This window comes from Roseibium polysiphoniae (assembly GCF_014842925.1).
Taxonomy (GTDB): Bacteria; Pseudomonadota; Alphaproteobacteria; order Rhizobiales; family Stappiaceae; genus Roseibium; species Roseibium polysiphoniae.
On sequence record NZ_JACYXJ010000006.1, the window covers coordinates 148,438 to 173,989 of the forward strand.

Annotated in this window: 24 protein-coding genes; 16 read left to right on the forward strand and 8 right to left on the reverse strand. The window is 58.9% G+C overall.

The genetic code is table 11. From position 1 onward, the window contains the following. Position 1 precedes the first annotated feature (1 nt). The 12 genes from IG617_RS16445 (at position 2) to IG617_RS16495 (ending at position 12,301) form a co-directional block, all read left to right on the forward strand. Positions 2-628 (forward strand): SCO family protein, encoded by a 627-nt coding sequence (locus IG617_RS16445; RefSeq protein WP_192110343.1) that lies wholly within the window; start codon positions 2-4, stop codon positions 626-628. A gap of 46 nt (positions 629-674) precedes the next feature. Next, positions 675-809 (forward strand): hypothetical protein, encoded by a 135-nt coding sequence (locus tag IG617_RS21835; protein WP_276529834.1) that lies wholly within the window; start codon positions 675-677, stop codon positions 807-809. Positions 810-854: 45 nt separating this feature from the next. Next, on the forward strand, positions 855-1,598 hold the full coding sequence (locus IG617_RS16450) for a TlyA family RNA methyltransferase (protein WP_192110344.1): 744 nt from the start codon (positions 855-857) through the stop codon (positions 1,596-1,598). Between the two features lie 113 nt (positions 1,599-1,711). After that, positions 1,712-2,929, forward strand: coding sequence for a class I SAM-dependent RNA methyltransferase (locus IG617_RS16455; RefSeq protein WP_338110009.1), 1,218 nt, complete (start codon positions 1,712-1,714; stop codon positions 2,927-2,929). Between the two features lie 3 nt (positions 2,930-2,932). Next, a complete protein-coding gene (locus tag IG617_RS16460) occupies positions 2,933-4,072 on the forward strand; it encodes a class I SAM-dependent methyltransferase (protein WP_192110346.1) in 1,140 nt (379 codons plus the stop codon). Between the two features lie 113 nt (positions 4,073-4,185). Beyond that, on the forward strand, positions 4,186-5,169 hold the full coding sequence (locus tag IG617_RS16465; RefSeq protein WP_192110347.1) for an amidoligase family protein: 984 nt from the start codon (positions 4,186-4,188) through the stop codon (positions 5,167-5,169). Positions 5,170-5,231: 62 nt separating this feature from the next. Continuing rightward, complete coding sequence (locus IG617_RS16470) at positions 5,232-5,870, forward strand: gamma-glutamyl-gamma-aminobutyrate hydrolase family protein (protein ID WP_254170592.1); 639 nt, start codon at positions 5,232-5,234, stop codon at positions 5,868-5,870. Positions 5,871-5,942: 72 nt separating this feature from the next. Beyond that, the gene (gene ribB, locus IG617_RS16475; RefSeq protein WP_192110648.1) at positions 5,943-7,262 is read left to right on the forward strand and encodes a 3,4-dihydroxy-2-butanone-4-phosphate synthase; all 1,320 of its coding nucleotides are present in this window, start codon (positions 5,943-5,945) and stop codon (positions 7,260-7,262) included. A 148-nt stretch (positions 7,263-7,410) separates the two neighbouring features. Then, positions 7,411-8,616, forward strand: coding sequence for a multidrug effflux MFS transporter (locus IG617_RS16480; RefSeq protein ID WP_192110349.1), 1,206 nt, complete (start codon positions 7,411-7,413; stop codon positions 8,614-8,616). A gap of 100 nt (positions 8,617-8,716) precedes the next feature. After that, on the forward strand, positions 8,717-9,265 hold the full coding sequence (locus IG617_RS16485; protein ID WP_192110350.1) for a hypothetical protein: 549 nt from the start codon (positions 8,717-8,719) through the stop codon (positions 9,263-9,265). Between the two features lie 206 nt (positions 9,266-9,471). Then, entirely contained in the window at positions 9,472-10,431 is a 960-nt protein-coding gene (locus IG617_RS16490; RefSeq protein WP_192110351.1) for a TAXI family TRAP transporter solute-binding subunit, read from the forward strand. Positions 10,432-10,504: 73 nt separating this feature from the next. Next, positions 10,505-12,301 carry a TRAP transporter permease gene (locus IG617_RS16495; protein ID WP_192110352.1) on the forward strand — a complete coding sequence of 599 codons (1,797 nt, stop codon included), beginning with the start codon at positions 10,505-10,507 and terminating at the stop codon, positions 12,299-12,301. A 21-nt stretch (positions 12,302-12,322) separates the two neighbouring features. Here the strand turns inward: IG617_RS16495 and yghX are convergent, their stop codons facing one another. The 5 genes from yghX to fabI form a co-directional block, all read right to left on the reverse strand. Further along, positions 12,323-13,228: a YghX family hydrolase gene (gene yghX / locus IG617_RS16500; RefSeq protein ID WP_192110353.1), complete on the reverse strand. Its 906-nt coding sequence runs from the start codon at positions 13,226-13,228 to the stop codon at positions 12,323-12,325. Between the two features lie 156 nt (positions 13,229-13,384). Further along, positions 13,385-14,470, reverse strand: a complete 1,086-nt coding sequence (gene aroC, locus IG617_RS16505) for a chorismate synthase (RefSeq protein ID WP_192110354.1) — start codon at positions 14,468-14,470, stop codon at positions 13,385-13,387. A gap of 142 nt (positions 14,471-14,612) precedes the next feature. Continuing rightward, positions 14,613-15,791: a DUF3095 domain-containing protein gene (locus IG617_RS16510; RefSeq protein WP_192110355.1), complete on the reverse strand. Its 1,179-nt coding sequence runs from the start codon at positions 15,789-15,791 to the stop codon at positions 14,613-14,615. 104 nt (positions 15,792-15,895) lie between these two features. Beyond that, the gene (locus IG617_RS16515) at positions 15,896-16,516 is read right to left on the reverse strand and encodes a histidine phosphatase family protein (protein WP_192110356.1); all 621 of its coding nucleotides are present in this window, start codon (positions 16,514-16,516) and stop codon (positions 15,896-15,898) included. Between the two features lie 168 nt (positions 16,517-16,684). After that, positions 16,685-17,503: an enoyl-ACP reductase FabI gene (fabI, locus tag IG617_RS16520; protein ID WP_192110357.1), complete on the reverse strand. Its 819-nt coding sequence runs from the start codon at positions 17,501-17,503 to the stop codon at positions 16,685-16,687. 172 nt (positions 17,504-17,675) lie between these two features. On the opposite strand from fabI, the gene IG617_RS16525 reads away from it, so the two are divergent. Continuing rightward, positions 17,676-19,088, forward strand: a complete 1,413-nt coding sequence (locus IG617_RS16525) for an FAD-binding oxidoreductase (protein ID WP_192110358.1) — start codon at positions 17,676-17,678, stop codon at positions 19,086-19,088. Between the two features lie 218 nt (positions 19,089-19,306). Continuing rightward, entirely contained in the window at positions 19,307-19,750 is a 444-nt protein-coding gene (locus tag IG617_RS16530; RefSeq protein WP_192110359.1) for a glyoxalase superfamily protein, read from the forward strand. 98 nt (positions 19,751-19,848) lie between these two features. On the opposite strand, the gene IG617_RS16535 is transcribed toward IG617_RS16530, so the two are convergent. Next, positions 19,849-20,922: an alcohol dehydrogenase family protein gene (locus IG617_RS16535; protein WP_192110360.1), complete on the reverse strand. Its 1,074-nt coding sequence runs from the start codon at positions 20,920-20,922 to the stop codon at positions 19,849-19,851. An 83-nt stretch (positions 20,923-21,005) separates the two neighbouring features. Between IG617_RS16535 and IG617_RS16540 the strand changes: the two genes are divergently transcribed. Together IG617_RS16540 and dnaA are read left to right on the forward strand one after the other, a co-directional pair. Continuing rightward, on the forward strand, positions 21,006-21,521 hold the full coding sequence (locus IG617_RS16540) for a TetR/AcrR family transcriptional regulator (protein ID WP_254170593.1): 516 nt from the start codon (positions 21,006-21,008) through the stop codon (positions 21,519-21,521). Between the two features lie 722 nt (positions 21,522-22,243). Next, entirely contained in the window at positions 22,244-23,695 is a 1,452-nt protein-coding gene (gene dnaA, locus IG617_RS16545) for a chromosomal replication initiator protein DnaA (protein ID WP_192110362.1), read from the forward strand. 105 nt (positions 23,696-23,800) lie between these two features. On the opposite strand, the gene IG617_RS16550 is transcribed toward dnaA, so the two are convergent. Further along, entirely contained in the window at positions 23,801-24,631 is an 831-nt protein-coding gene (locus tag IG617_RS16550; protein ID WP_192110363.1) for a class I SAM-dependent methyltransferase, read from the reverse strand. A 126-nt stretch (positions 24,632-24,757) separates the two neighbouring features. Beyond that, positions 24,758-25,498 carry an SOS response-associated peptidase gene (locus IG617_RS16555; protein ID WP_192110364.1) on the reverse strand — a complete coding sequence of 247 codons (741 nt, stop codon included), beginning with the start codon at positions 25,496-25,498 and terminating at the stop codon, positions 24,758-24,760. Positions 25,499-25,552 lie beyond the last annotated feature (54 nt).

Genomic DNA, 25,552 nt, shown 5'->3' on the forward strand with positions numbered 1-25,552 from the left:
TATGTCTGGTTTGAAAGCGATACGTTACGGAGCTTGGGCGGCAGTTGCCGCCCTTGCAGTCGGAGCCGGTGTTCTGATCACAATGCAGACGGTGGGCAACAAGAATGCTGGTGCCCTGATCGAACCGCTCTCTGCGATCGGCGGACCGTTCGAGCTCGTCAATGGCGCGGGCGAAAAGGTGAGCGACCAGGAGATGTCCGGCAAACCCACTGCCTATATGTTCGGCTTCACCTTCTGTCCGGATGTCTGTCCGACAACACTTTCGGATATGCAGGGATGGATCGATACTCTCGGCGAAGATGCCGACAAGCTGAACTTCGCATTCGTCTCGGTTGATCCGGAACGCGACACACCGGAGGTCATGCGGGACTATGTCTCTGCCTTCGACGACCGCATCGTCCCGCTGACCGGGTCTCGCGAGCAGGTTGACGCGATGATCAAAGCCTATAGGGTTTATGCCAAGCGGGTGCCTCTCGAGGACGGCGGCTACACGATGGATCATTCGGCCTCCGTGTTCCTGATGGACGCGAACAATCACTTCGTCGGCACAATTGCCTATGGCGAAGCGGAAGACAGCGCCCTCAAGAAACTCCAGCGGCTGATCGAAAATGCTCCAGCCTCTTCTTGAGGCCGGGCAGCATTCGCGACGAAAAGAACCAGGGAGCCTCAGAGCCATGCACATGCCTCTTTATCTGGGACTTGCGACCGGGGGAACGATGTTGATCGCTGCCTCGGGGCTCTTGTGGCTGCGTTTCGGCGAGCGTGTCTACTTCGATCAACTGGTTGCCGGCATTGCCGGCTGTTTTTGAGGCGCCAGGTTTTCCAGGACGCCAAGTTCGACTAAGACACGCGTCATGAGCAGCAAACAACGCCTTGATCAGCATCTTGTCGATCTGAAGCACTTCCCAAGCCGCGCCCGTGCGCGCGACGCAATCCTGCGCGGAACAGTTCAGGTGAATGGCGCGCTGTGCCTGAAGCCGGCCCAGAAGATCGCCGGGACAGCTCAAATCTCTGTCGCCGATCCGGCAGCCGCCTATGTGTCGCGCGCGGCGTTGAAGCTGATTGCCGGATTGGACAGTTTCGGCGTTGATGTGTCCGGTCGCGTCTGCCTCGACATTGGGGCCTCGACTGGTGGCTTCACACAGGTGCTTCTCGAACGAGGCGCCGCGAGGGTTCACGCCATTGATGTCGGCCATGACCAATTACATGAGACAATTTCCGGTGATCCCAAAGTTCGCCGGCGCGACGGGTTGAACGCCCGTGAGCTCACCCTCGCTGATCTTGAAGGCGACCATCCGGAAATCCTGGTGTCAGACGTGAGCTTCATCTCCCTCAAGCTTGCCCTGCCGCCGGCGCTTGATCTCGCCGCACCGGGTGCAGCTGGTGTGTTCCTCGTCAAACCGCAGTTCGAGGCCGGCCGTGACAACATCGGCAAGGGTGGCCTGGTCGAGCCGCAAATCGCCGAAGACACTGCCGGAGAACTGCAGACCTGGCTTGATAGCCAGCCTGGCTGGACCGCAGGCGATCTTGTTCCCTCTCCGGTCAAGGGTGGCGATGGCAACGCCGAATGGCTGCTTTACGGTCGCAAAAACAGCTAGCAACACGCATTTCTCTCAAACGATGCGCCGGCAGGAATTAGGCCGCGCGTTGGCGTCTTCCCTTGCAAGCGGGGACCCGGGCAGTTAACGCTGCCCGCATGAGGGATACAAATTTGACAATCGCGGAGTTGGGCCACCGCGGTGACGGCATTGCCCATAGTGAAGGCGGACAGGTCTATGTCCCCGGCGCGCTCCCTGGCGAGGAAGTGACCGCCGAAGTCTCCAATGGTCGCGCGGCGGATGTCACCTACATCAAAACAAGCCCCGACCGCATCGAGCCGATCTGCAAGCACTATGAGAGCTGCGGCGGGTGCTCCGTGCAGCATCTGGCGCAGGAACCTTACCTGGACTGGAAGCGCGGCCTGGTCGTCAAGGCACTGGCCGATCGAGGAATCGAAGCCGAGGTTGCGCCAGTGGTTCCAAGCGAACCTGGAAGCCGCAGGCGCGCGGTCCTGACGGCGGCCCGCGCCGGCCGCACGATCCTTCTCGGATATCATGAGAAGGCCAGCCACAAGATGGTCGACATCTCCGAGTGCCCGGTTCTGGTGCCCGAGATCGTTGCAGGCCTTCGCGGGCTGAAACGCCTTTGCGTTGAACTGATGCCGAAAAAGGGTGAGTTGCGCGTCAACGTTCTTTCGACCACGAACGGCCTCGACGTTGCCTTTGACCAGGCAGATAGCAAGTACGAAAGCAAATTTGCTGCGCTGTCCCAGCTGGCTGTCGAGCTCGGTCTCGCACGCCTCACGATCAATGGCGAGACGCTCCTCGAAGCGAGACCACCCGCACTCGACATGGGCGGCCTGACGGTTGTTCCGCCACCAGCCGGCTTCACACAGGCAACCCTTCAGGCCGAAGAGGCCCTATGCGACCTGGTGCTCGAAGGGCTAGGAAAATCCAAAAAAGTTACTGATCTCTTCGCGGGAGTGGGAACGTTTGCCCTTCGGATCGCCAAGAGCGCATCCGTCCATGCGGTCGAAGGGGATGCAGCGGCCAACAAGGCGCTCGACAAGGCTCTCCGCGTTCCACGCGGCTTTAAGAAAGTCACCTTCGAGCGCCGCGATATTTTTCGCCGGCCGCTGATGAAAGCAGAACTGGCGAGCTACGACGCCGTCGTCTTCGATCCACCGCGTGCCGGAGCCCAGGCGCAGGCCGAACAAATCGCCGTGTCCAAGGTCAAGACGGTGATTGCCGTTTCGTGCAATCCTGCGACCCTCGCCAGGGATCTGCGAATTCTGATTGACGGCGGATATACGCTCCAAAAGGTCACACCTGTGGACCAGTTCCTGTTCTCGCCCCATATTGAATGTGTCGCGATCCTGAAACGGGAATGAACTATGGCCGAGGCGCGCAGTGCATCAACAGCTTCTGCATCCTTTGAAAAGGTGGCGATAGAGCCCCAGCAAAGGAAGCGGCGGAGACTGTCGCTTCGAAAGCTTGCCTCACGTGCCGACTATGTCTGGCGGCAGGGAAACCGGATGGCGCTCTATACCGTGCACTCCGAAGTCATGCGCCGGATGAACAAGCGTCTGCAGCAAGATCTTCCTCAGACACCTGCGCCGGTGCCGGATGGGCCCGTCCCAAGTCAAAGACGCATGCTGGCTGATATCGCCGCTCTCTTTGCCTCGGACCTGCAAGCCGTAGAGGCCGGCCTCTATCCGGCTCCCCGTGACGGCAGCATGAGCGTTCGAGAGCTTGTTGCGACAAGCCGCGCCTTCTTCAAGGACGTACCTGAAGTTGCACGGCGACGTGCAACTGGAGCTCATCAGGAAGTGTTTGAAGACACAGACAGGTTTGCCGAAACACTACCTCGATACTATCAGCAGAACTTTCACTTCCAGAGCGACGGCTGGTTGTCTGAGGACAGCGCAAGGCTTTATGATTTTCAGGTCGACGTGCTGTTTTCCGGCGCCACCGCGGCCATGCGGCGGCGTGCACTTGTTCCTTTTGCCCAGATCGTAAAACGCAAGGACCAGCGCCAGATTGCCTACGCGGATCTGGCCTGTGGAACGGGCGGCCTTTTGCGCCCGGCCCTGGACGCCTTTCCGAGACTGAGGGGCATCGGCGTTGACCTGTCCGAGCCCTATCTGAATGTCGCCGTGGAGCGGATACCGACGAAGCGCGCCAGCTTCATCAACGCCATGGCGGAAAAGCTCCCGTTTGCCGACAACAGCATGGATGTTCTCTCCTGCGTTTTCCTGTTTCACGAATTGCCACCAAAGGTGAGGCGGCAGGTGGTTTCAGAAGTCGCACGGGTCCTGAAGCCGGGAGGTAGCTTCCTGTTTGTCGACAGCCTGCAGACCGGCGATGTGCCCGACTATGACGGCTTGCTGTCCCTGTTTCCACAGCTCTTCCACGAACCTTATTACACTTCCTACCTCAAGGAAGACCTGGACCAGATGTTCCTGAACGTCGGCATGCGCCGCAGCTTTTTCGCGCCTGCCTTTGTGTCCCGGGTTGCCGCGTTCGTGAAGTAGCCCCAACTCCGAGCAACCCGTGACCTGGGCGCAATGATGCCCGCCCGATGGAACAGAATCAGATCCCCGGCGTTTGCGATTGATAGCTCTCATCAGTCGGGAACCCAGACTCCATGTTCGATTACCACAGCAATTTCAAAATGCCCGCGCGGCAAACCACGCCCAAGGGCGACGTGCGACGCGTCGGCGTGGAGCTGGAATTTGCAGCGGTGTCGGCTCGTGACGGTGCTGCGCTTGTACATCAACTTTTCGGCGGTGAGATCGAGCGTCAGGACGCGCATCGCTTTGCGATTAGCGAAACACGACTGGGCGATTTTGTCTGCGAGCTCGACAGCCAATATGTTCACGGCGGGCTTGGTGGCGGCGACAAGAACATGGATCGAGTTCTTGGTCAGGTCGAAAGCCGTGTGCAGGAATTTCTTGGCGACGTATCCTCTCTTGTCGTCCCCTGCGAGATCATCTGCCCGCCGATTGCGCTCAATGAACTGAGCGACCTGAGCCTGCTCACGCTCGCCTTGAGAGAAGCGGGAGCAAGCGGCACACGTGATAATCTGCTCTATGCCTTTGGCGCGCAGCTCAATCCCGAATTGCCGGAATTCTCCGGGGCCTATATCAGCCGGGTCCTCAAAGCCTACATGCTGCTTTCGCCCTGGCTGCGCGGCGTGATCGACGTGGACAAGACGCGCAAGCTCACGGCCTTTGCCGATCCTTTCCCCAAAGACTATGTCCGCAAGATCCTCGCCCCTGCCTATGCACCCGACCTCAACCAACTGATTGACGATTACCTCCAGTTCAACCCGACCCGAAACCGGGAGCTGGATCTCCTGCCGCTTCTGTCTCATCTGAACCCGGAAAAGGTGGCGGCGGCCGTCTCGGATCCATTGATCAAATCGCGACCAACGTTCCACTACCGGCTGCCGGATGCGCGGCTGGACGAGGAGGCATGGTCGATTGCGCTGGAGTGGAACCGCTGGTGCCTGGTTGAGGACCTCGCGGACAAGCCTGACCTTCTGGATGCGATGGCAACGGAATATCTGACATCGGCCAATCAATCCAATTGGGCCCTGCGCGCCAGTGAATGGCTGCTGCTTTCATGAGGGAAACAGGAACGAAACGTCCTCGCATCGGCGTTACAACGTCGCGGGGCGGCGGACGTTACATGTGGTGGTTCTATTGGCTCGCCCTGAGGCTCTACGGCGCGGTACCCGTGCGGCTGCTTGCACCTCAGGACCCTTCCGAGCTTTGCGGGTTCGACGGCTTCATCATCGGCGGAGGCGATGACATAAGCCCCGACCTTTACCGGGGCGATACGCTCATTGACGCACGTCTCGATCCGGAGCGTGACGAGATGGAGCTCGCCGTGCTGGACCATGCCACACCGCGTGACATCCCGGTGCTCGGGGTCTGCCGCGGCGCGCAGATGATCAACGTTCACAAGGGCGGCAATCTCCACCAGAATGTCCGTGAGGCCTTCGCTGACCTACCCCCCATGTGGACGCCCCTGCCGCGCAAGACCGTGACGTTCGAAGAACCAAGCCGGCTGGGACGCATCCACGCCTGCGACTGTGTCCGCGTCAACAGCCTCCACAACCAGGCCATCGACACAACGGGCGAGAACATCCGGATCGTCGGGCGGGACGAGTTTGGTGTTCCCCAGGCCTTCGAGGACACATCTGCGCGCTTTTTGATGGGCGTTCAGTGGCATCCAGAGTTTCTGCTCTACCGGCCTGCCCACCGCCGGCTGTTCAGAGCCTTCCTGGCGGCAGTGCGTGATCCTGGGTGTTTTCCAGGCACCTGAGCCTTTCAGTGATACTGAAATTTTTTGCATGTATGCCTTGCCAGGCTTGGTGCACGGGCTTAAATGGGTCTCATGAGACTGGATCATTGGCTCTTGGAGATGGGGGAAAGCCGGAGCGCCTTTGCGCGACGCGCGAACCTGTCCGCCGCCTCCGTTACTGCCTTGTGCAACGACCCCGATGTCTGGGTGTCGCGGGACATGGCCCGCAAAATCGCGGAGGCCACGAACGGCGCCGTTACCCCCAATGACTTTCTCGGCCTATCCACTACGAAGGAGCATCCTGTGTCCCAGGCCCGTGTCGCAGAAGCTATCCGTGCATTCGAACGTGGCGAAGTTGTCGTCGTGACAGATGATGATGATCGCGAGAACGAAGGCGACCTGATCGTTGCCGCCTCCAAAATCACTCCGGAACAGATGGCCTTCATCGTCCGGCACACCTCCGGGATCGTTTGCGCCCCGATGACGGTGGCAGCCGCCCAGCGGCTCCGTCTCGATCCGATGGTGTCGCAGAACGATGCGCCGCTGGCGACCGCCTTCACGATTTCGGTCGACTACCGCCAGGGTCTGACGACCGGCATATCGGCCGAGGAGCGTTGCTCCACAGTCCGGGCCCTCGCAAATCCCAATGTCGGTGCCGAGGACTTTGTCCGCCCCGGTCATGTCTTCCCGCTGGTTGCCAAGGAGGGCGGCGTGCTGATGCGCTCCGGTCACACGGAAGCGGCAGTAGACCTATGCCGACTTGCAGGCCTCGAGGAAGTTGGCGTCATCAGCGAGCTCGTCAACGACGATGGCACGGTGAAGCGCGGCGACCAGGTTGCTGCCTTTGCCGCGGAGCATGAACTCAAGATGGTGTCGGTTTCAGACCTCATCGCCTGGCGTCAGCGCACCGAACGACTGGTTGAGCGGATCAACGAGCAGCCGATCGACACGATCGCAGGCCCTGCCTATGCCATGACCTATGAGACCCCCTATGACCCGATGCACCATGTGGCAGTTGTCTATGGTGATATTCTTGACGGGCGCAATGTCCCGGTGCGTCTGCAGTTGGAATCCGTACTGGACGATGTCTTCGGCCAGACCCAACCGCTCGACACCACCATGCAGCTTTTTGCCGAACGTGGACGCGGCATCGTAGTCTATCTGCGCGAAGGGTCGGTCGGCGTTGCCCGCCAGTCCAAGCGGCCCCGCACCGATCTGGAAGCTGCCGAATTGGAGGAACATGGCTCGGCCCAGGCGCGCGAAGAACAATGGCGTGAAGTTGGACTGGGCGCGCAGATCCTCAAAGATCTCGGCGTCACGTCCATCCGCCTGCTGGCTTCCCGCGAGCGCCATTACGTCGGCCTTGAAGGCTTCGACATCAAGATCGAGGCCACGGAAATTCTGGATCAATAACCCCTCTAGAAACCAGCTGTGAACAGCCTTCCGTCCCTGTGGCGGAGGGCTTTTTGCCTTATTGCGCCTGATCACTTCAGCCTCTATCCTGAACGGGTTGTTCTTGGCTCGCTCCCGGCCCTTCCATACCGATTTTCAGGATGATCAGATGACCAGCGGATTGTTTCGATCTGCGGCGGTGCTTGGGCTGCTTGCTGCCGTTGGACCACTCGCCATTGACATTTATCTCCCTGCTCTGCCCGCAATTGAAGCGGACCTCGACGCAGGGATTGCATCAACGCAGATGACGCTGACGGCCTTCTTCCTGACCTTCGGCCTGTCGCAGATGGTGTATGGCCCTCTTTCGGATCAAATCGGCCGCAAGCTGCCGCTTTATGGCGGCCTTGTCTTGTTCATCCTGGGGTCCATCAGCTGTGCCCTGTCGCCTACGATCGAATGGCTGATCGCATCGCGCCTGCTGCAGGGTGTCGGTGCTGCCGTGGTCATGGTCATACCGCGCGCCATCATCAGGGACATGTACACCGGCTATCAGGCAACCCGTCTGATGGCATTGGTGATGCTCGTGATAAGCGTGTCGCCGATGCTGGCGCCTCTCGCAGGTACCGGGATCATCGCAATCGGCGGCTGGCAGGCCATCTTCTATTTCCTCGCGGGAGCCGCTGTTCTCTCGCTCATCGTCACAGACCGGGCCCTGCCCGAGACCCTCGCGCCGGAAGACCGCGTGCCGGTCAACACGCGGTCTCTTTTTGCGGGCCTCAAGGTGCTGCTGGCGGATCCCCTGTTCATGGGGCTGACCTTGATCGGTGGCTGCGGCATGGCTAGCTTTTTTGTCTTCATCGCCAGCGCGCCGTTCGTCTACACCGGCCACTTCGGATTGTCGGGCGTCGAGTTCAGTCTTGCGTTTGCCGTCAACGCGATCGGCTTCTTCGCGTCCTCGCAGATCGCGGCCCAACTCGGTCAACGCTTTGGCATGACGCGGGTCATCGTCTATGCGGTCACTGGCTTCGTCCTGATTGAACTCGCCCTGCTTGCCCTGACGCTTTCCGGCTATGGGGTGCTGCCGGTGGTTATGTTCTTCCTGTTTTGCGGCAATGCGTGTCTTGGCCTCGTCATTCCCTCGACCATGGTGCTCGCTCTTGATCACCACGGCAAAATTGCCGGCCTGGCCTCCTCCCTTGGCGGCACCCTTCAGATGATCGCGGGCGGTCTGATGATTGCGGCGGCAAGCCCATTCTTCGATGGCACCGTGACACCGCTGGTCGCAGCCATCACCTTCTGCGCCGTCGCAGCCTTCACACTGATGAAGCTCCTGGGCATCGGGAAAGAGACACCAACCAAAGCGGCCGGCGCCTAGCGTGTGACCGCCATTGTTGCGGGCGGAGGCTTTGACAAGGCTTCAGCGGCCTGAAACAAGGAGGCTCCAGCGTCCTCACAACAGGATATCAATTCGCCTCATGCCAACAGACGTCAAAGACACGAATTCGGAAACCCCGAACGGGCCCAAGCCATTTGCAATTGGCTATATTCGGTCGACAGGAGAGGCGCTTGTCATTGGCGGTCTGTTCTTCGGCTTTGGCTTTGTCGTTCTTGGCCTTTTCGGCGGCGTGAAACCTTTGGCGGGCCTCGCCATCGTGCCACTGCTGGTGTCCTTTTGGCACTATCCGATGATCGACCGTAGCCAGCCTCAGCTCGGGGCAAATGAGCAGGGTCTGTTCGTTGAGCGTATCGGATTTATCGATTGGGCCTCCATCGACCAGATGACCCTCCATCAATCGTCCGTGCGCAGCATCGAACTCGTTGGCTTGGAAATTTCGCTGACCAGCGCTTTGCCAGACGCCGTAAATGAAAAGCACATGTTTCCGCTCTGGAAGTCGGTCATGACGCGGAACTGGAAATTATCCCGGCAAGCCGACGGGACTGATCACCTGACGATCAAATTGAACACGCTGGCGGGCGAACCGGAGGAAATCCTGCGACGGCTGCAAGCCTATCGGCCCGCCTGACTGCCAACCCAGCACGCATGCCGTGACTTCCAACAAGGCTTTTCAGCGGATCGAAGTCTAAGGCGTCTGACAAGGCCTAAAATGGTTGTAAAGGCAGTTGTGGAACGGCGCCGGAGCGTGCACTCTGCGCCGCAAAGACATGTGCCAGGGCCCGGCTTTCATTCATTGGTCAGGTCAGAGCATCTCAAATCAAACTGGAGGAAACCATGCTAAAATCAGCTCTTCGTCTGGGCCTTGCCGCTGTCGCCGGCTTCGCCCTTGCGCTGCCTGCTTCAGCAGAAACGCGCATCACCTACAAGTCGGCCAAATCGAGCTCATCCTACTATCAGATGGGCGTCCAGATTGCCGAAGCCATGAAGGCAGGCTCTGGCGGTGACATCATCGTCACGGTCGAGGAAAGCCAGGGCTCGGTCCAGAACGTCATGGAAACCCGCGCACGCGGCGGCGACTATGTGTTCACGACGCCGCCGGCTCTCGTGGGTCTGGCCCAGGGCGGCAAAGCCATGTTCGAAGGCAAGTCGAGCCCGAAGTTCGACGAAATCCGCGCCCTGTTCCCGATCCCGTCGCTGACCATGCATTTCGTCATGTCGAAAGAAAGCGGCGCGACGGACTTTGCTGGCATGGAAGGCAAGACCATCCTGCTCGGCAAGGGATCTTTCGGCGCACGCGAGGGTGAGAAGTACCTCAAGCTCTTCGGCCTCGAAGGCAAGGTGGAACTCGCAGAAGTCGAGCTGTCCAACGCTGTTCCTGCCTTGAAGAACGGTCAGATCGATGGGTTCGTCACCGCCGGCTCATGGCCTGCGCCGAACGTCATCGAGGCGGCCGCCTCCACCGACGTGACGGTCCTCACCCTGACAGACGAGCAGATTGCCCAGTCCAAACGCGCCAAGCTGGTCATTCCGGCTGGTACCTATTCAGGCCAGGACGCGGATATCACAACCACGTCGCTTCCCGTCGTCGCCTATACGACGACAGCCATGGATGATGACACGGCCTATGCGATGACCAAAACCTTCTGGGAAACCAAGGCCAAGATGGGCGAGACTGCCCGCTGGTGGAATGGCGTAGACGAAGGCCTGATGGGCACCATCACGGGCAAGATCCATCCAGGTGCCCAGCGCTACTATGAAGAGGTCGGTTTTGCGTTGACCGACGCGCAAAAGTAAACCACTTACCCTCTCGATGATTTTGCCCCGGGCATGCCATGTGCCCGGGGTCTTGTTTTTGCCAGGGCCAGCCATGCCGACCTCTACCGCACCCGCGCGACCGATTCATCGCTTCATATTGCTTGCCTGCGCCGCCACGTTGGTTGCCTTTCACCTCGGCCTGATCTTTTCAGGTCTGGTGCCGAACCTTGTCAGCAGACCACTTCATCTGGCGCTGGCCCTTCCCTGGATCTTCCTCTTCAGCGCGTCGACCGGCCTCATTTCACGGGTGACCGGCTATGTGATTGCGGCGCTTGGCCTCGCTGCCAGCCTTTGGGTTGCGTTGAACCACAGCGTCCTGATTGATCAATACGGCTTTCTGGAAGGTGACTTTCAGATCGCGGTCGCTGCCATCTTGCTGGTCACTGTACTTGAAGCGGCCCGGCGGGCCATCAACTGGCCTCTGCCGCTCGTGGCCATTCTGGCGTTGGCCTACGGGCTGTTCGGACAGCACATCCCCGGTGAATTCGGCCACTCGGGCACTCCAATCGAGAGTTTTCTCGGAACCCTCACGATTGCCGAAGGTGGCATCTGGGGCAGCCTGACGGGTGTTTCCGTCTCGGTGGTCGCAATCTTCGTCATTTTCGGAGCAGTGCTCAACGCAGGCGAAGCCGGTCAAGGCTTTATGAACGTTGCAGCAACGGCCGCGGGTCGTCTCAACGGTGGTGCAGCAAAAGTCTCCGTGGTTTCGTCAGCGCTGTTCGGCTCCATTTCCGGCTCCGCATCCGCCAATGTGGCATCGACCGGCGCCATCACTCTGCCCGCCATGACGCGGCTTGGATATCCGAAACGGCTTGCTGCAGCTGTTGAAGCCGTTGCTTCCTCCGGCGGCCAGATCATGCCGCCGCTCATGGGGGCCGGTGCCTTCGTTATGGTCGAACTCACCGGCATCCCATACACATCGATCATGGCCGCTGCGGTTCTTCCGGCCCTGCTCTACTTCATCGCCGTATGGGTCGGAATCAATGCCTATGCGAGCCGGCTGGACTTGAAAGGCATGGACGAAGCCGACCGTCCGGATCTAAAGGCCACGCTGATCACCACCGCTTTCTTCCTGGTGCCTTTCTCGGTTCTGCTCTGGGGCATGTTTGCGGTCGGCTATACGCCACAGTACGCGGCCTGCCTTGCGATCCTCGCCGGTTTCCTGCTGCTGTTCACCGATGCCAAGTTTGGCTTTTCGATGAAGAAGACGTCTCTTCGCATGGAGGCTGCCCTGGTCACGGCAGCCTGCCAGGTCGCGATGATTGCCTCGATCATCCTCTGCGCCTCAATCATCATCGGCGTGCTGTCGATCACTGGCCTCGGCGTCAAGATTACGTCCCTGATCCTGTCTGTATCGGGAGGCTATCTCTGGCCTTCTCTGTTCCTGACGGCCCTTGCCTGTCTCGTGCTCGGCATGGAGGTTCCGACCACCGCGGCTTATGTCATCTGCGTTTCGGTTGCCGGCCCAGCCCTCACCCAGCTTGGCCTGGAGCCGCTTCAGGCCCATCTCTTCGTGTTCTGGTTCGCACTTCTTTCGACGATCACGCCGCCTGTCTGCGGTGCTGTCTTCATTGCCGCCGGCATGATCAACGAAAACTGGCTGAAGGTCGCAGTGACCGCGATGGCGCTGGGGATCGGGCTTTACATCATCCCGCTGGGCATGATTGCCAATCCGGATCTGATCGGTCTTTCAGACGCGCCCGTCGCCGCGCTGCTTGCCTTTGCCCAGATTGGCCTGGGGCTCGGCTGCATCTCCTACGGCCTGATTGCCGCGGGCTCGACCGTAAAAAAGGCCGCCCTGATCGGGGGCGGCCTCGTCCTCGTCTTCATCCGGCTTGCGTTCGGCTAAAAGACCGCCGCTGCCGGCGCCTTAGCCTAGATACTTCTTGAAGAATGCAATCGTGCGCTCTTCGGCAAGCTTTGCCTTTTCCTCATCGTAACGAGGGGTCGTATCATTGTGGAAGCCATGGTTGGCGTTCTCATAGATATAGGCTTCGTAAGTCTTGCCATTGGCCTTGAGGGCTTCTTCATAGGCCGGCCAGCCAGCATTGATGCGCTCATCGAGCTCACCGAGCTGAACAAGAAGCGGTGCCTCGATTGCGGCCACATCTTCTGCGGATGGCTGGCGACCGTAGAAGGGAACGCCTGCACTCAGCTCCGGATACGCAACGGCGATCGCATTGACCACACCGCCGCCGTAGCAGAAGCCAACAGCCCCGACCTTGCCGGTTGAGCCTTCGTGTTTCAGCAGGAATTCAAAACCTGCAAAGAAGTCATTGAGCAGTTTCTCGCGGTCAACTGTACGCTGCAGCTCGCGGCCTTCATCATCCGTACCTGGATAGCCCCCGACCGAAGTCAGTCCATCAGGAGCAAGTGCCAGGAAGCCTGCCTTGGCCATGCGGCGCGCCACGTCCTCGATGTAGGGGTTGAGCCCACGGTTCTCGTGGATGACCAGCACGGCTGGGAGTTTGCCCGTGGCACCGGCTGGTTTCACCAGATAACCGTTCACTTCGCCGTGGCCGTTGGGCGAGGGATAGGTGATACGCGTGGTTTCGATCTCGGGATCGTCCGGCGCCACTTGTTGTGCCAGCGCGTAGTTCGGCGCCAGCTGGTTCAAAAGCATGGCAGCGGTAACACCGCCAACTGCGAATTTGCCGGCACGTGTCATGAATTCACGCTTGGTGATCTTGCCGTGGGCATAAAAATCGTAAAGGTCGAGCAGTTCCTGCGGAAAGTCTTTTGCCGTTTTTCGGCGAACCGGGGTCATCTCGTTCATAGCATCCCTCCATCGGTAAGGCAGAGCAGCCTGCCTGGCGAGAATACTAAAAGTCTGACATCCGCAATCCAGCCAATGGCAGTATGAAAACTGTAACGAGATGTATCAGAAGTTTGCTATAGCCCCCACTTCGCGGAGAAGTGATCGGGCCAGGTCCTACCCGACCTGACCGCGATGGCGCAGAAGATGGTCGGCCAGAACGCAGGCGACCATGGCTTCACCGACCGGGACGGCTCGAATCCCGACGCAGGGATCATGGCGGCCCTTGGTCATGACATCGACCTCCTGCCCCTGACGCGTCACGGACTTGCGCTCTGTCAGGATGGAAGATGTCGGCTTGACCGCAAAACGGGCAACGATCGGGTCACCGTTGGAAATTCCACCCAGAATGCCGCCCGAATTGTTGGAGAGAAACAGCGGCTTGCCGTCCTCGCCGATCCGCATCTCATCAGCATTGTCCTCGCCTGTAAGAGCGGCGGCATCAAAGCCATTGCCGATTTCAACGCCTTTGACAGCGTTGATCGACATAAGCCCCGCGGTCAGCTCCGTATCGAGTTTGCCGTAAATCGGCGCTCCCAGGCCGACGGGCACGCCTTCGGCGATGACCTCGATCACTGCACCGACAGAAGACCCGGCCTTGCGGATACCATCGAGATAATCAGCCCAAAATGCAGCTGCTTCCCTGTCGGGGCAGAAGAACGGGTTGTTGTCGACCTCGGACCAATCCCAGTTGTCGCGATTGATCTTGTGGGGACCGACCTGAACCAGTGCGGCACGGATGGTCACCTGCGGCAAGACCTTTCGTGCAACGGCACCAGCGGCCACGCGCATGGCGGTCTCGCGTGCAGAAGAGCGTCCCCCACCGCGGTAATCGCGAATGCCATACTTGGCATCATATGTGTAGTCGGCATGGCCCGGACGATAGCGATCCTTGATCTCGGAATAGTCCTTGGACCGCTGATCGGTGTTCTCAACCATCAGAGAAATTGGGGTCCCAGTGGTCTTTTGCACGCCGTCTTCGTCGATCATGACGCCGGAGAGGATTTTCACTTCATCCGGCTCGCGCCGCTGGGTGGTGTATTTCGACTGGCCGGGTTTGCGCTTTTCCATAAAGCCCTGAATATCGGCCTCTGTCAGGGGAATGAGCGGCGGGCAGCCATCAACAACACAGCCAATCGCAGGTCCATGGCTTTCGCCCCAGGTGGTGACGCGAAACAGATGCCCGAACGTGTTATGTGACATGCCTTGCCTTCCCGAAAGCGATCGTCGGCACGTGCCGACCCGCTGAAATCCAGTGCGGGAAGCGATAAGCCATCAAAAGGCTGATCTCAAGCCCTTCCGCCCAGCGGGGACGGTTGTCGCCCCCATACGAGAGGAACAAGTGTCAGGACGTAGCTGCCTTGCGCTGCTTGAAATCCGAAGCAGCAACGGACAGTCCGCCATTTGCGCCATCGATGAAATGCACATGCTGACTGGCGCCGATGTCCGTCATAAAGCAGGTCATCAGGGCGCTGTCGCTGACATGCATGCCATAGTTCAGACGTCTGGCGCGGAACGCCTCGTCGAGATAGTCGGTCAGGGCGTTCAGTTGTTCCATCGAAACGTCGAGAACCAGGCGAAGCGAGTCATCAAGTTTTCGGTGGTCGGTATGGCGGCAAATTTCCTGGAGGTATCGCGCAGGACGAAATGGCCCGACGCTGAGCCCCGTGACGAAGCCCCAAATCGTGGCCAGGCTTTGAAACACTGCCTTTGCGCCATAGGCAAAGCGGTTTCCGGTGCGCGAAAGCATCCGGATTTCCAGTCCGAGCCCGCGTGGAGGGAACCGGAATCTCAACCGGTCTCGGGTGACGTGGTTGGCGCTATCCGTCTCACCGAGCGGATCAAAGCCAACAATGTGCTCAATGTCCGCCGCGATCGACCGCAGGCTTTCACCGCCGCCTTCAGAGGGCCTCAGGATCAAGGACAGAACCTTTCCCCGCTCCGACGGCAGAGGCTCCCAGCGGCAGGACAATCCCTCAAGGTCAGGTTCAACGGCCATGGCCGGATCAATCAGGAAGGGTTTGCAGAGGCCCTCGTCCTTGAGGATCCGATCTGCAAGCTCGAGCCCACCACCGATCACCATGGCCAGGTAGTTGCCCGGCGACAGTTCATATTTGCGAAGACAGACGTCGGCGCCATTTGACCGGATCTCGGTGAGCGGGATCGCGGCGGTGCGCAATGACAACCCGGTTTCCTCGGCGGCGAGGCGCTGAACGCCTGCCAGTGCGATCTTTCCCGCGTCCACAGCGCCTGGCGGTACAAGCAGCATCGCGCCGTCGCCGCCAAAGACAAAGGGCACGTTTTCGCGGCCAACCTGATTGAGCACTGCGGAGATGACCGCCGCGCCGATGAGGTTCACCTCCTTGTAGCGACCGGCCTCAATCGCATCGCGGGAACGGACGATATCGGCGGCAAGGATCACCCAGTCGGCCGGAACGGTTTCATAGCGCTCCACGTCGCCGACGGTCGCGAAATCAGTAAAGGGTTCTAACCTGAGATAAAATTGGTCTGAAAGATCCGGCATGGCAACGTCCTGTGTTCGCCCCTTCTTACGCGAAGGTTTCAAAGCTCGATCAACCATTTACGCGACCAGCTTTTCACATTGCCGTGTGCTCTTGTCCGCCAGGATCAGATCCAGGAAAACCCGCTGTTGCGCCAGACGAAGACCTTGTCCTGAGGCACATCCAGCTTGGGCACCACAGTGGTCTCCAGCCCTTCCAGAAGGCCGCGCAGGACGCGAAACACGCCGCCATGCGCCACCACGACACTCGGACGATCGACCGTCTTCAGCCAGTTGCCGATCCTGCCTGCAAGCATCTCGTAGCTCTCACCACCTGGAGGCACAAACCCCCATTTGTCATGACGCCTCGCAAGAACGAGGTCCTGCGCATCCTCGGCAAGCTCCTCCAGCGTAGAACCTTCCCATTCACCAAACGTGATCTCAAGCAGCTGCTCATCAAGGCGATAGGCACTGGGATCAAGGTTCATGGCCGTGCGCGCGAGTTCCATCGTCGTCCGCGTACGACCGAGCGGCGATGAGATAAAATCCAGAGTTTGGGGATCGACGTTCTCGGCGCTGAGGAAGTCTCCCAAACGACGCCCATTGTCGCTGGCCTGGCCGCGGCCGATCGAGTTGAGTGGGATATCCCTTTGGCCCTGCATGCGGCCTTCAGCATTCCAGTCCGTCTGGCCATGGCGAATAAAGATCAGGAAATTCGGGTCATTCAGCTTGGGCAGTGCAGAACTCATGGCGACTTTCGCGGGCTTGAGAAGATGAGAATCCAACGACAGCAGAACCTCTTTCTGGCCGCTACCTATCACCAATTCATGACGGGCTGTCCAGATCCCTGCGGAGACGGCCCGATAGATATAAAAAAGGCCGGCTCGCGCCGGCCTTGAGAGCTTCGGGTTCGGACCTTAGTCCTTCACCACCGAAATGTCCGGCGCGTCCACGGCCTTCATGCCGACAATGTTGTATCCGCAATCGACATGCTGGATCTCTCCGGTGACACCGCGGCCCATGTCGGACAGGAGATAGAGCGCGCTGTCTCCCACTTCTTCGATGGAAACCGAACGGCGCAGCGGCGCATTGTATTCGTTCCACTTGAGAATATAGCGGAAGTCGCCAATGCCGGAGGCTGCGAGGGTCTTGATCGGGCCGGCAGAGATCGCATTCACACGGATCTGCTTGGGACCAAGGTCCATCGCCAGATATTTGACGCTGGCTTCCAATGCAGCCTTGGCAACCCCCATGACGTTGTAGTGCGGCATGACCTTCTCGGCGCCGTAGTAGGTCAGCGTCAGCACCGAACCACCATCGTCCATGAGCTTTTCTGCACGCTGTGTGACAGCCGTCAGGGAGTAGACCGAAATATCCATGGTGCGGTTGAAGTTGTCGGAGGTCGTGTCGACGTAGCGCCCGGTCAGCTCATCCTTGTCGGAGAAGGCAACGGCATGAACGAGGAAATCGATCTTGCCCCACTTGTCTTCAAGCGCCTTGAAGACGGCATCGATGCTGTCCCCATCCGTCACGTCACAGTGGCCGGCCACGAAGGCGCCAAGCTGGTCTGCCAGAGGTTCGACACGTTTTTTCAGGGCATCACCCTGATAGGTCAGAGCGAGTTCCGCGCCGGCATCGGCAAGAGCCTTTGCGATTCCCCAGGCGATCGACCTGTTGTTCGCAACGCCCATGATAAGTCCGCGTTTGCCGTTCATAAGTCCGCGCGTTTCCGCCATCTTCATCTCCAGAAGGATTCCAGTAACCACCCTATAGCGGGCTGGCCTCCTATGGCACAGCCCCCCATATCCTTCAAGACGCCGTCAACGCGAATGAAGCGTCGACGGGACCACATCTTGGCACTATGTTACCGGCCGAAATCACCCCATCGAGAAACGAGGACATGCGCTCATGGAGCGAAATCCCCATGCCGAGCGGCTCGCTGAAATCATCGGCGCAGCTAATGTATTGACCAGCCCCGAAGACAAGGCTCCGTTCCTGACGGAATGGCGGGACCTTTATCAGGGTGTGACACCGATGGTGCTGCGACCGGGATCAACCGAGGACGTCAGCGCGGTGATGAAATATGCATCCCAGAACGATCTCAAGATCGTTCCCCAGGGTGGCAACACCGGTCTCGTGGGCGGTCAAATCCCCTTGGAAACCGGGGATGAAATCGTTCTTTCACTCGGGCGAATGAACAAGGTTCGAGCCGTCGACCCCGACGGTTTCACGATCACGGTCGAGAGCGGCGTGATCCTCGAGACCTTGCAAAATGAAGCTGAAAAAGTCGACCGCCTGTTTCCGCTGGCGCTGGGGTCGCAGGGATCCTGTCAGATCGGCGGCAACATCTCCAGCAACGCCGGCGGCACTGCCGTTCTTGCTTATGGCAACACCCGCGACCTCGTTCTCGGGCTCGAGGTGGTGATGCCAAATGGCGATGTCTGGAATGGTCTCAGGACCCTCCGCAAGGACAATACTGGTTATGATTTGAAACAATTGTTTATCGGTGCGGAAGGGACTCTCGGCATAATTACCGCAGCGTCACTCAAACTTTTCCCCAAGCCGAAAAAGCTGGAAGCCGCCTTCGTCGGTCTCGCAGATCCCCAGGCAGCATTGAAGCTCTTCTCCACCGCGAAGGCTCAGGCAGGACCTGTGCTGACAGGCTTCGAAATCATGCCCCGGGTCGGGGTCGAGTTCTGTCTCTCGCATCTGGACGGCGCGCGAGATCCTCTCGAGGCGCCACACGAGTGGTATGTGCTGATGGAGCTTTCGAGCGGGTCTGAGGCCTTTCCGGTTCGTGACTTGCTGGAGTCAATTCTGGGCGAAGCCTTCGAGGGCGGACTGGTGGAGGACGCGGCATTCGCCCAGTCCATGCAGCAGGTCCAGGACTTCTGGCACATTCGGCATGGCATGTCTGAAGTGCAGAAGGCCGAAGGTGGCTCGATCAAACACGATGTCTCTGTCCCTGTCGCCTCGATCCCGGCGTTCCTGGAAGAGGCCATCGCCGCGGTCACGGACTTCGTTCCCAACTGCCGCCCAGTGCCCTTTGGCCATCTGGGTGACGGCAACATCCACTTCAATGTCAGCCAGCCGGTCGGCGCGGACAAAGAAGCCTATCTGGAGAAGTGGGACGCGATGAACGAGATCGTTCATGGCATCGTGGCCAACTTCAACGGCTCGATCTCTGCCGAACACGGCATCGGGCGCCTCAAGCGCGATCTGCTCAAGGGCGTAAAAAGCGAGCTTGAACTGGACCTGATGCAGCGGATCAAGGACGCCTTCGACCCCAAGGGTCTCGTTAACCCCGGTCGCGTTCTGTAGCCGCCTGGCCCGCAAGCCTTGACAGAAGGCTGGCGGGTTCCTATTTCGGCGGTCGGGTCGAAGGTCCCGGCCGCTCGCGGGCATATGCCTTGGGTGAAACCTTCCCTTGCCGCCAACAATCGACGGCCAGATTGAAATCAGCCTTTGCTTTGATGCAGGCCGATGGCAATGCGAGCCCCATCCGGAACGCCTGCAACAAACGTGAAAGGCACGTTCCCATGACCCTATCGACACTTCCTCCGCTGAGCGAGTTGAAAGCTCAGGCCAAACGTTTGAGAGCCGCGCTGCCGGCAGCAACCGATGCGCCACTCAATCACGGCCAGTCGCTTGATCTTGTTGCCCGGCAATATGGCTTCCGCGACTGGAACACCCTTCATGCTGCCAGAGGCAATGCGCCCAACGTGCCGCTGTCTCTCGGGCAGAAGGTATCCGGCACATATTTGCATCAGGCGTTCCAGGGCGAGATCGTCTCGGCCGCCAAGGTGGGGCCGTCCGACAGGACGCGCATCACCATTGTTTTCGACGAGCCGGTAGATGTGGTCAGCTTCGACAGCTTTTCCGCCTTCCGGCAACGGGTCACCGTGACGCTCGGAAACGACGGAAAGACCGCCGAGAAGACCTCGGACGGTGTCCCGCACATGCAGCTGACGACGGCGATCTGAGCCTGAAAACGGTTTGCGAAAAAAGAAGGTCCGCCTCACTTCGAAGCGGACCTTCTTATAGACCACCGTCGATGGCGATCGCATGTGCGGCTCGAAGCTTAGTCCGGTATTACGATCCCGATCTTGCCAATGTAGGCCTTGGCCAGAAAGTCCTCTTGCGCTGCACGCAGCTCCTTCAAGGGAAAGGTTCGCGCCACCGTCGGCTTGATTTCTCCAGTCTCAATATACCTCACCAGATCGGTGAAGACATTGACCGGCTGACGCGTGCTGCCGATCAAGGTGAGATCCTTGAGGTAAAGCGTGCGTAGGTCCAGTTCGACAATCGGCCCCGCGATGGCACCTGATGTGACATAGCGACCACCGGTGCGCAGGGCATCGATCAAGGCGTTCCAGCGCGCGCCGCCAACGAGATCCAGGACCACGTCATAGGCCTCTTTTCCCAGTTCCGCGTCACGATCCAGAGTCGCATCTGCGCCCAGCGCACGAAGATCTGCGGCCTTTGCCGGGCTGGTCACAGCAGTGACATGCGCGCCGCGTCTCTTTGCCAACTGAATGGCCGCCGAGCCAACGCCGCCTGAAGCACCGGTGATCAGAACGCGCTCGCCTGCGAGCCCGGCACGCTGGATCATGCCCTCTGCAGTCGAAAACGCGCAGGGAAACGAAGCAAGCTCGACATCCGTGAGGTCCGAGCGCACGGCGACTGCGTTGACAGACGCAATCGTGGTGTATTCGGCAAACGCGCCATCGCGCTCCGAGCCCATCGTGGCAAGTGCGTGGGGATCTTCTGACCCTACAGGACGATGCATCGGGCGCAGCAAAACCCTTTCACCGATACGCCCCGGATCAACGCCTTCGCCAACGGCGGCAATCTTGCCGCAGCAATCTGCGCCCTGAATACGAGGGAAGGACAAGGCCCCAGCCCATCCGCCTTCAAGATCCTCGGAATCCTCATAGCCGTCTGTTGCGGCGACAGCCGTGTCGCCGCGCACAGTCTTTGAATACCAGCCGATGCGGGTGTTCACATCCGTGTTGTTGACGGCAGACGCGCCGACGCGAACAAGGACATCTCCCGGTACGGGCGCCGGAACCGGCAGGTCCTCGCGCCAGACCAATTTGTCGAGGCCGCCATGCCCTGTCAGGACCATGCCCTTCATTGTTTCTGGAAGTGCCATCACGGCCCCCTTAGTTGGTAGAATGATTACTCTACTTGCCTTGGTAGAGGGATCATTCTACATAGTCAAGCATGAACGCGACAATGACCAAGATCGCCTCCGGGCTTGAACACGCCTTTGCGCTCCGCGGCTTTGCGGAGCCAAGCGTCGAGGACCTGCGCGAAGCGGCCGGTGTCAGTCTCAGAACCCTTTATAAGTACACACCGTCACGCGATGACATGGTGCTGGCAGCTCTTGAGCATCGACATCAACGCTATCTGGCAAGCACCTTCAACGATCTGCCTGAGGATCAGGCCATGGCAACCGACAGCCTGATGGACCGGATTGGCGCATGGATGCTGAATGAGGCGTCTCATGGGTGCCTCTTTCATGCCGCTGTGGCCGCAGCGCCCGGAGATGCACGGCTTCGCGCGCTTCTGGAGCGGCACAAGGGAGAGGTGTCAGAGCGCGCTGCCCGGGCCTGCGGTCTGACGCAACATCAGGTGGATCTGAACCTGATCATCGAGGGCCTCATGCAAAGCTGGCCAATTCATCGCGAAGAGGCTGTTGCAAGCGCGAAACGGCTCAGCGGGCTGCTCAGGGTTCGAACCTGTAAATGACTTGCGAATACTAAGGACTGATTTCCCAAGGCCACGCACTCAGCGGGCCTGACGAAACCAATCGGGAGCTGAGGGCCAATCGCAGAGCCACCTATCTGTCAGGCTTGAAAAAACTGACAAGGGCCGCCGGCTCAAGTGATTCCTCATGTCCGTCAATATCCTATCCGAAATCGTGAACATTCTCGTCACAGTTTGATGCCGAAAAACATCCTTATGGACGTGATGGGGAAAAGCGTCTGCTGCGAGACAGAGTAGATTTGACAGGACATAACGCGCCAAATGCTGGTTAACAGCTCTGATTTCTCCTAAGAGATTAATTTTTTTTTGATTTCTTCAAAAAAGCTGTTCAATACTCAAGAAAGACAAATAACAATAATTGACATCACAAGTTCAAAGCAAAGGAGAACCTTCCGTAAAATATAACAGGGTTAATTACACTCTGGAGTGTAAATACAAGCAATTTTCGCTCCTGACTTTTCGACCGCGCAACGGCTTACAAAAACCAACAAGGGCGATGTCGCGGTTGCCAAAGTCCAGAAGAAACAAAGTGCACGTGGTGAAAGCGCATACCTGACCAGAAGATGTCGGGATGCCGAGAAAACCCAGACTGCGGATCAAAACCGCAAAAAACCGAAGGAAGCCAAAGGCATCACTGTCTTGTCCTTCCTTTAAAAAACAGCAAGCGGGTGAGTTGGGCCGCTTTCCTTTAACAGGAGGCGAGTATGCAGATTCAAAGTGTGAACGGAACGGAACGCTGGGATCGTGTGAAGTCTAAATTGAGAGAAGAACTTGGAGATGACGCTTATTTCAACTGGTTTGGGCGCGTTATTCTCGAAGAAAACGATGGGGATGTTGTTCGGCTGTCAGTGCCGACACGCTTCCTGAAACACTGGATCCAATCCCACTACGAAGAGCAGTTGGTCGGCCTTTGGCAACACGAGTGCCGGGACATCAACAGCATCGAATTGACGGTTCGCAGCGCACTTCGCCCAAGCAAGGCCAAGCCCAAAAAACTCATACCCACCAATGCATCACCGGCCCGTGCCAGCTATGCCCACCCGGGCTTGCCAGATGCCATTCGCTATCCGCAGGTGCCCATCGCCCTCGGCGACGCCGACGAGGAAACTCTGATTGAATTCCTGAAAGGCGCGCCGACCAATCCACGAAACTCCTTCGAGTCCTTTGTCGAAGGAGATTCCAATGGGCTTGCCTTCGAGGCAGCCCGTAAAATCGCAGGTGGTCAAAACGAAGCCCTCGATCTGCTGTACCTTCATGGCGCTGTCGGGTTCGGCAAGACCCATCTGCTCCATGCCGTTGCGACGGAGGCAAGGTCTCGCGGACAGACTGTCTGCTATCTGACCGCCGAGTATTTCATGTACCATCTCGTGCCGGCGTTGAAGTCCCGCTCGTTCCAGGCCCTGAAACGGATCCTTGCATCAATCAACGTTTTGCTGGTCGACGACATGCAGTTCCTCCATGGCAAACAGGCCCAGGCGGACTTCAGCGAGACACTTCTGTCGCTCATGCAACCGGTCAAGCACGTCATCGTGGCTGCTGATCGCCCGCCGCTGCAACTGGAAACGGTCGAGTGCGGACTGCGTGACCGGCTTTGTGATGGACTGGTGGTGGGTTTGCAGCCCCCGGACTTCGCCCTGCGCCGCGGTATTCTGACAAGGCGGCTGGCAGCGGCCAAGAAGCTTCTGCCGACGTTCGACATCCCGAAGGAGGTGCTCGATTATGTCGCCTGCCATGTCACAGCCTGCGGCAGAGACCTGGAAGGTGCCATCAACCGGCTCTATGCCCACCACCAGCTGACATCTCAGGCAATCACCCCCTATCTCGCCGACAAGATCCTCAGCGATCTGGTTCGTTCGGGTGAGAAACGCAACATCAAGATCGAGGAGATTCAGCAGGTGGTGTGCAAGCACTACAGCGTCAGCAAGGCTGACCTCCTGTCCGCCTGCCGGTCCCGCAATCTGGTCCGCCCAAGACAGATCGCCATGTATCTGTCGAAGGTGTTGACACCGCGTTCCCTGCCCGAGATCGGCAAGCGCTTCGGAGGCCGTGATCACACAACGGTTCTTCATGCAGTCCGTAAGATCGAGGCGCAATCACAGGCCGATACGAGTTTGGGACAGGAACTGGCGCTGCTCAAGCGGCTCGCGCACAGCTAAACGCGGCAAGTCGCCGGCAGAGGCCAGAGCCGGCGACGGCAAGGGCGGGGATTCCTGATCCCCGCCCTTTTTGCGTTTAAATCTCAGAGACAACCGTGTGACGCATTACGCCGCCAGCTGGGCAACAACCAAGTGCCCTGGCACCGGTTCGCCGTCTTCAAGACGCACGGTGATCGGATCCATGGCCAATACCTTGAAACCATGAGCCTCAAGACCGCGGCGCAAGTAGCCCTCGCCTTGGGCAAAACGCTGTTTTGCACCGACCATGTAGTCCCTGCCAGCCAGAGTGCTTTCAGGCAGCGTCTCGGTTGAAAAGGCAAAGTAGCCCTTGGCTTCAAGCCGATCAGCGGCCCCGGCCAGGATGGGTTCGATCGCGCCCAGATAGGGAAAGACATCCGTTGCGGCGATCAGATCCCAACGCGGGCGGCTTCCGTCTTCGTCCTCGAACTCTTGTAGAAACTCGACCGCCTCACCGACGTAAAGGTCATCATAGACCTCCCGGTCATAGGCCAGTTCCACAATCCGCTCCGAGAGGTCGACCCCTGTCTGATGTTTGGCGCAATCAGCGAAAGCAACACCCGTCAGGCCGGTGCCGCACCCCAGATCCAGGAGGCTATCGAACGGGCCAATGCCAAGTTTGCGGACAAGATCCCGCAGCAAGAGCGGTACGCAGTAGCCCAGCTGATCGACCAATATGTCATCGAAAACATCTGCATGTTGATCAAACAGTGTCGCCACATAGGCGTCCGGCATTTTCTCGGGAGACTTCTCGTGCCCCATCGCTGCGAGGCGGATGGAGACACCGCCGGGATCTGATGGGTCGAGACTGAACGCCTGGCGATAGTGAACCGCTGCCTGATCATGATTGCCGGCTTTCTCCAGCTCGAGCCCCTTGTTGTAGGCCTCGGCGAGGGCATCATCATCGATTTCGCTCATGTCGCGGTTCCAGTTCTTATGGTTTTATGGGCAGATACGCAGCATTCGGTGCCGCTAGGACCTATCGGGCGCCCGTCTTAACGGGGGCGGATCTCTCAGACTAGACGTTTCTCAGCCTCTTGGCGGTCAGAACAGGTCTAGCTGATCCTTCGCTGTGTCTTTGGCAACTTTTGTTTTTTGCCCGGCTGTTTCGCCAGGGTCCGGGATCACGATTTCAAGCAAGGACCCATCGTCGTTGGCGACCGAATTCACGCGGGTGGAAACTGGGTCGGCGACCAGATAGTCCTCCGGAGCCGGCCTCAAGAGCTGGCTCGCGTCCCGGGCCATGATATTTCCCGTGTCCAGCCAAGTGTCGAAATCTTCCGGCATAAGGATGGCCGGCATCCGGTGATGAATGCGACGGACAGACTGATTCGCATCTGTCGTCAAAATCGCGCCCGTATCGATATCGCCGCCGTCCGGATCCGACCAGATTTCCCACAGCCCTGCAAAAGCCATCAGGCCACCATCGGCGGGTCGAATGAAATAAGGCTGCTTTCCTTCGGCGGTTCGGCGCCACTCATAAAAGCCGGAAACAGGAAAGAGACAACGGTGGTGACGCATGGCTCCACGGAAGGACGGCTTGTGCTCGGCCGTCTCCGACCTTGCATTAATTAGCAATGTAAAACTCGCAGGATCCTTGACCCAAGGCGGGATCAAGCCCCACCGCACAAGGGCAAAGTGCCGGCCACCATGTTCCTGGCGAACCGTTGCAACAGGCTGGGTCGGCGCTATGTTGAAGCGAGGCGGAAAATTCGGCTGTTCAATGTAATCAAACAAGGCCCGAACGTCATTCGGAGTCGCTGTCAAGGTGAACCGGCCGCACATGAAATGTCTTTGGCATGAAGTTAGGCAATTGGCAACGAAGAGCCGCTAGCTTAG

What these genes read in the sequence shown, in the direction of transcription:
- IG617_RS16445 (WP_192110343.1), top strand. Translation starts at nt 2, where the DNA reads ATGTCTGGTTTGAAAGCGATACGTTACGGAGCTTGGGCGGCAGTTGCC.
- IG617_RS16450 (WP_192110344.1), top strand. Translation starts at nt 855, where the DNA reads ATGAGCAGCAAACAACGCCTTGATCAGCATCTTGTCGATCTGAAGCAC.
- aroC (WP_192110354.1), bottom strand. Translation starts at nt 14,470, where the DNA reads ATGTCACATAACACGTTCGGGCATCTGTTTCGCGTCACCACCTGGGGC.
- dnaA (WP_192110362.1), top strand. Translation starts at nt 22,244, where the DNA reads ATGCAGATTCAAAGTGTGAACGGAACGGAACGCTGGGATCGTGTGAAG.
- IG617_RS16490 (WP_192110351.1), top strand. Translation starts at nt 9,472, where the DNA reads ATGCTAAAATCAGCTCTTCGTCTGGGCCTTGCCGCTGTCGCCGGCTTC.
- IG617_RS16460 (WP_192110346.1), top strand. Translation starts at nt 2,933, where the DNA reads ATGGCCGAGGCGCGCAGTGCATCAACAGCTTCTGCATCCTTTGAAAAG.
- IG617_RS16540 (WP_254170593.1), top strand. Translation starts at nt 21,006, where the DNA reads ATGACCAAGATCGCCTCCGGGCTTGAACACGCCTTTGCGCTCCGCGGC.
- fabI (WP_192110357.1), bottom strand. Translation starts at nt 17,503, where the DNA reads ATGGCGGAAACGCGCGGACTTATGAACGGCAAACGCGGACTTATCATG.
- IG617_RS16465 (WP_192110347.1), top strand. Translation starts at nt 4,186, where the DNA reads ATGTTCGATTACCACAGCAATTTCAAAATGCCCGCGCGGCAAACCACG.
- IG617_RS16550 (WP_192110363.1), bottom strand. Translation starts at nt 24,631, where the DNA reads ATGAGCGAAATCGATGATGATGCCCTCGCCGAGGCCTACAACAAGGGG.
- IG617_RS16515 (WP_192110356.1), bottom strand. Translation starts at nt 16,516, where the DNA reads ATGAGTTCTGCACTGCCCAAGCTGAATGACCCGAATTTCCTGATCTTT.
- IG617_RS16530 (WP_192110359.1), top strand. Translation starts at nt 19,307, where the DNA reads ATGACCCTATCGACACTTCCTCCGCTGAGCGAGTTGAAAGCTCAGGCC.
- IG617_RS16535 (WP_192110360.1), bottom strand. Translation starts at nt 20,922, where the DNA reads ATGGCACTTCCAGAAACAATGAAGGGCATGGTCCTGACAGGGCATGGC.
- IG617_RS16525 (WP_192110358.1), top strand. Translation starts at nt 17,676, where the DNA reads ATGGAGCGAAATCCCCATGCCGAGCGGCTCGCTGAAATCATCGGCGCA.
- IG617_RS16470 (WP_254170592.1), top strand. Translation starts at nt 5,232, where the DNA reads ATGTGGTGGTTCTATTGGCTCGCCCTGAGGCTCTACGGCGCGGTACCC.
- IG617_RS16555 (WP_192110364.1), bottom strand. Translation starts at nt 25,498, where the DNA reads ATGTGCGGCCGGTTCACCTTGACAGCGACTCCGAATGACGTTCGGGCC.
- IG617_RS16480 (WP_192110349.1), top strand. Translation starts at nt 7,411, where the DNA reads ATGACCAGCGGATTGTTTCGATCTGCGGCGGTGCTTGGGCTGCTTGCT.
- IG617_RS21835 (WP_276529834.1), top strand. Translation starts at nt 675, where the DNA reads ATGCACATGCCTCTTTATCTGGGACTTGCGACCGGGGGAACGATGTTG.
- ribB (WP_192110648.1), top strand. Translation starts at nt 5,943, where the DNA reads ATGAGACTGGATCATTGGCTCTTGGAGATGGGGGAAAGCCGGAGCGCC.
- IG617_RS16510 (WP_192110355.1), bottom strand. Translation starts at nt 15,791, where the DNA reads ATGCCGGATCTTTCAGACCAATTTTATCTCAGGTTAGAACCCTTTACT.
- yghX (WP_192110353.1), bottom strand. Translation starts at nt 13,228, where the DNA reads ATGAACGAGATGACCCCGGTTCGCCGAAAAACGGCAAAAGACTTTCCG.
- IG617_RS16495 (WP_192110352.1), top strand. Translation starts at nt 10,505, where the DNA reads ATGCCGACCTCTACCGCACCCGCGCGACCGATTCATCGCTTCATATTG.
- IG617_RS16485 (WP_192110350.1), top strand. Translation starts at nt 8,717, where the DNA reads ATGCCAACAGACGTCAAAGACACGAATTCGGAAACCCCGAACGGGCCC.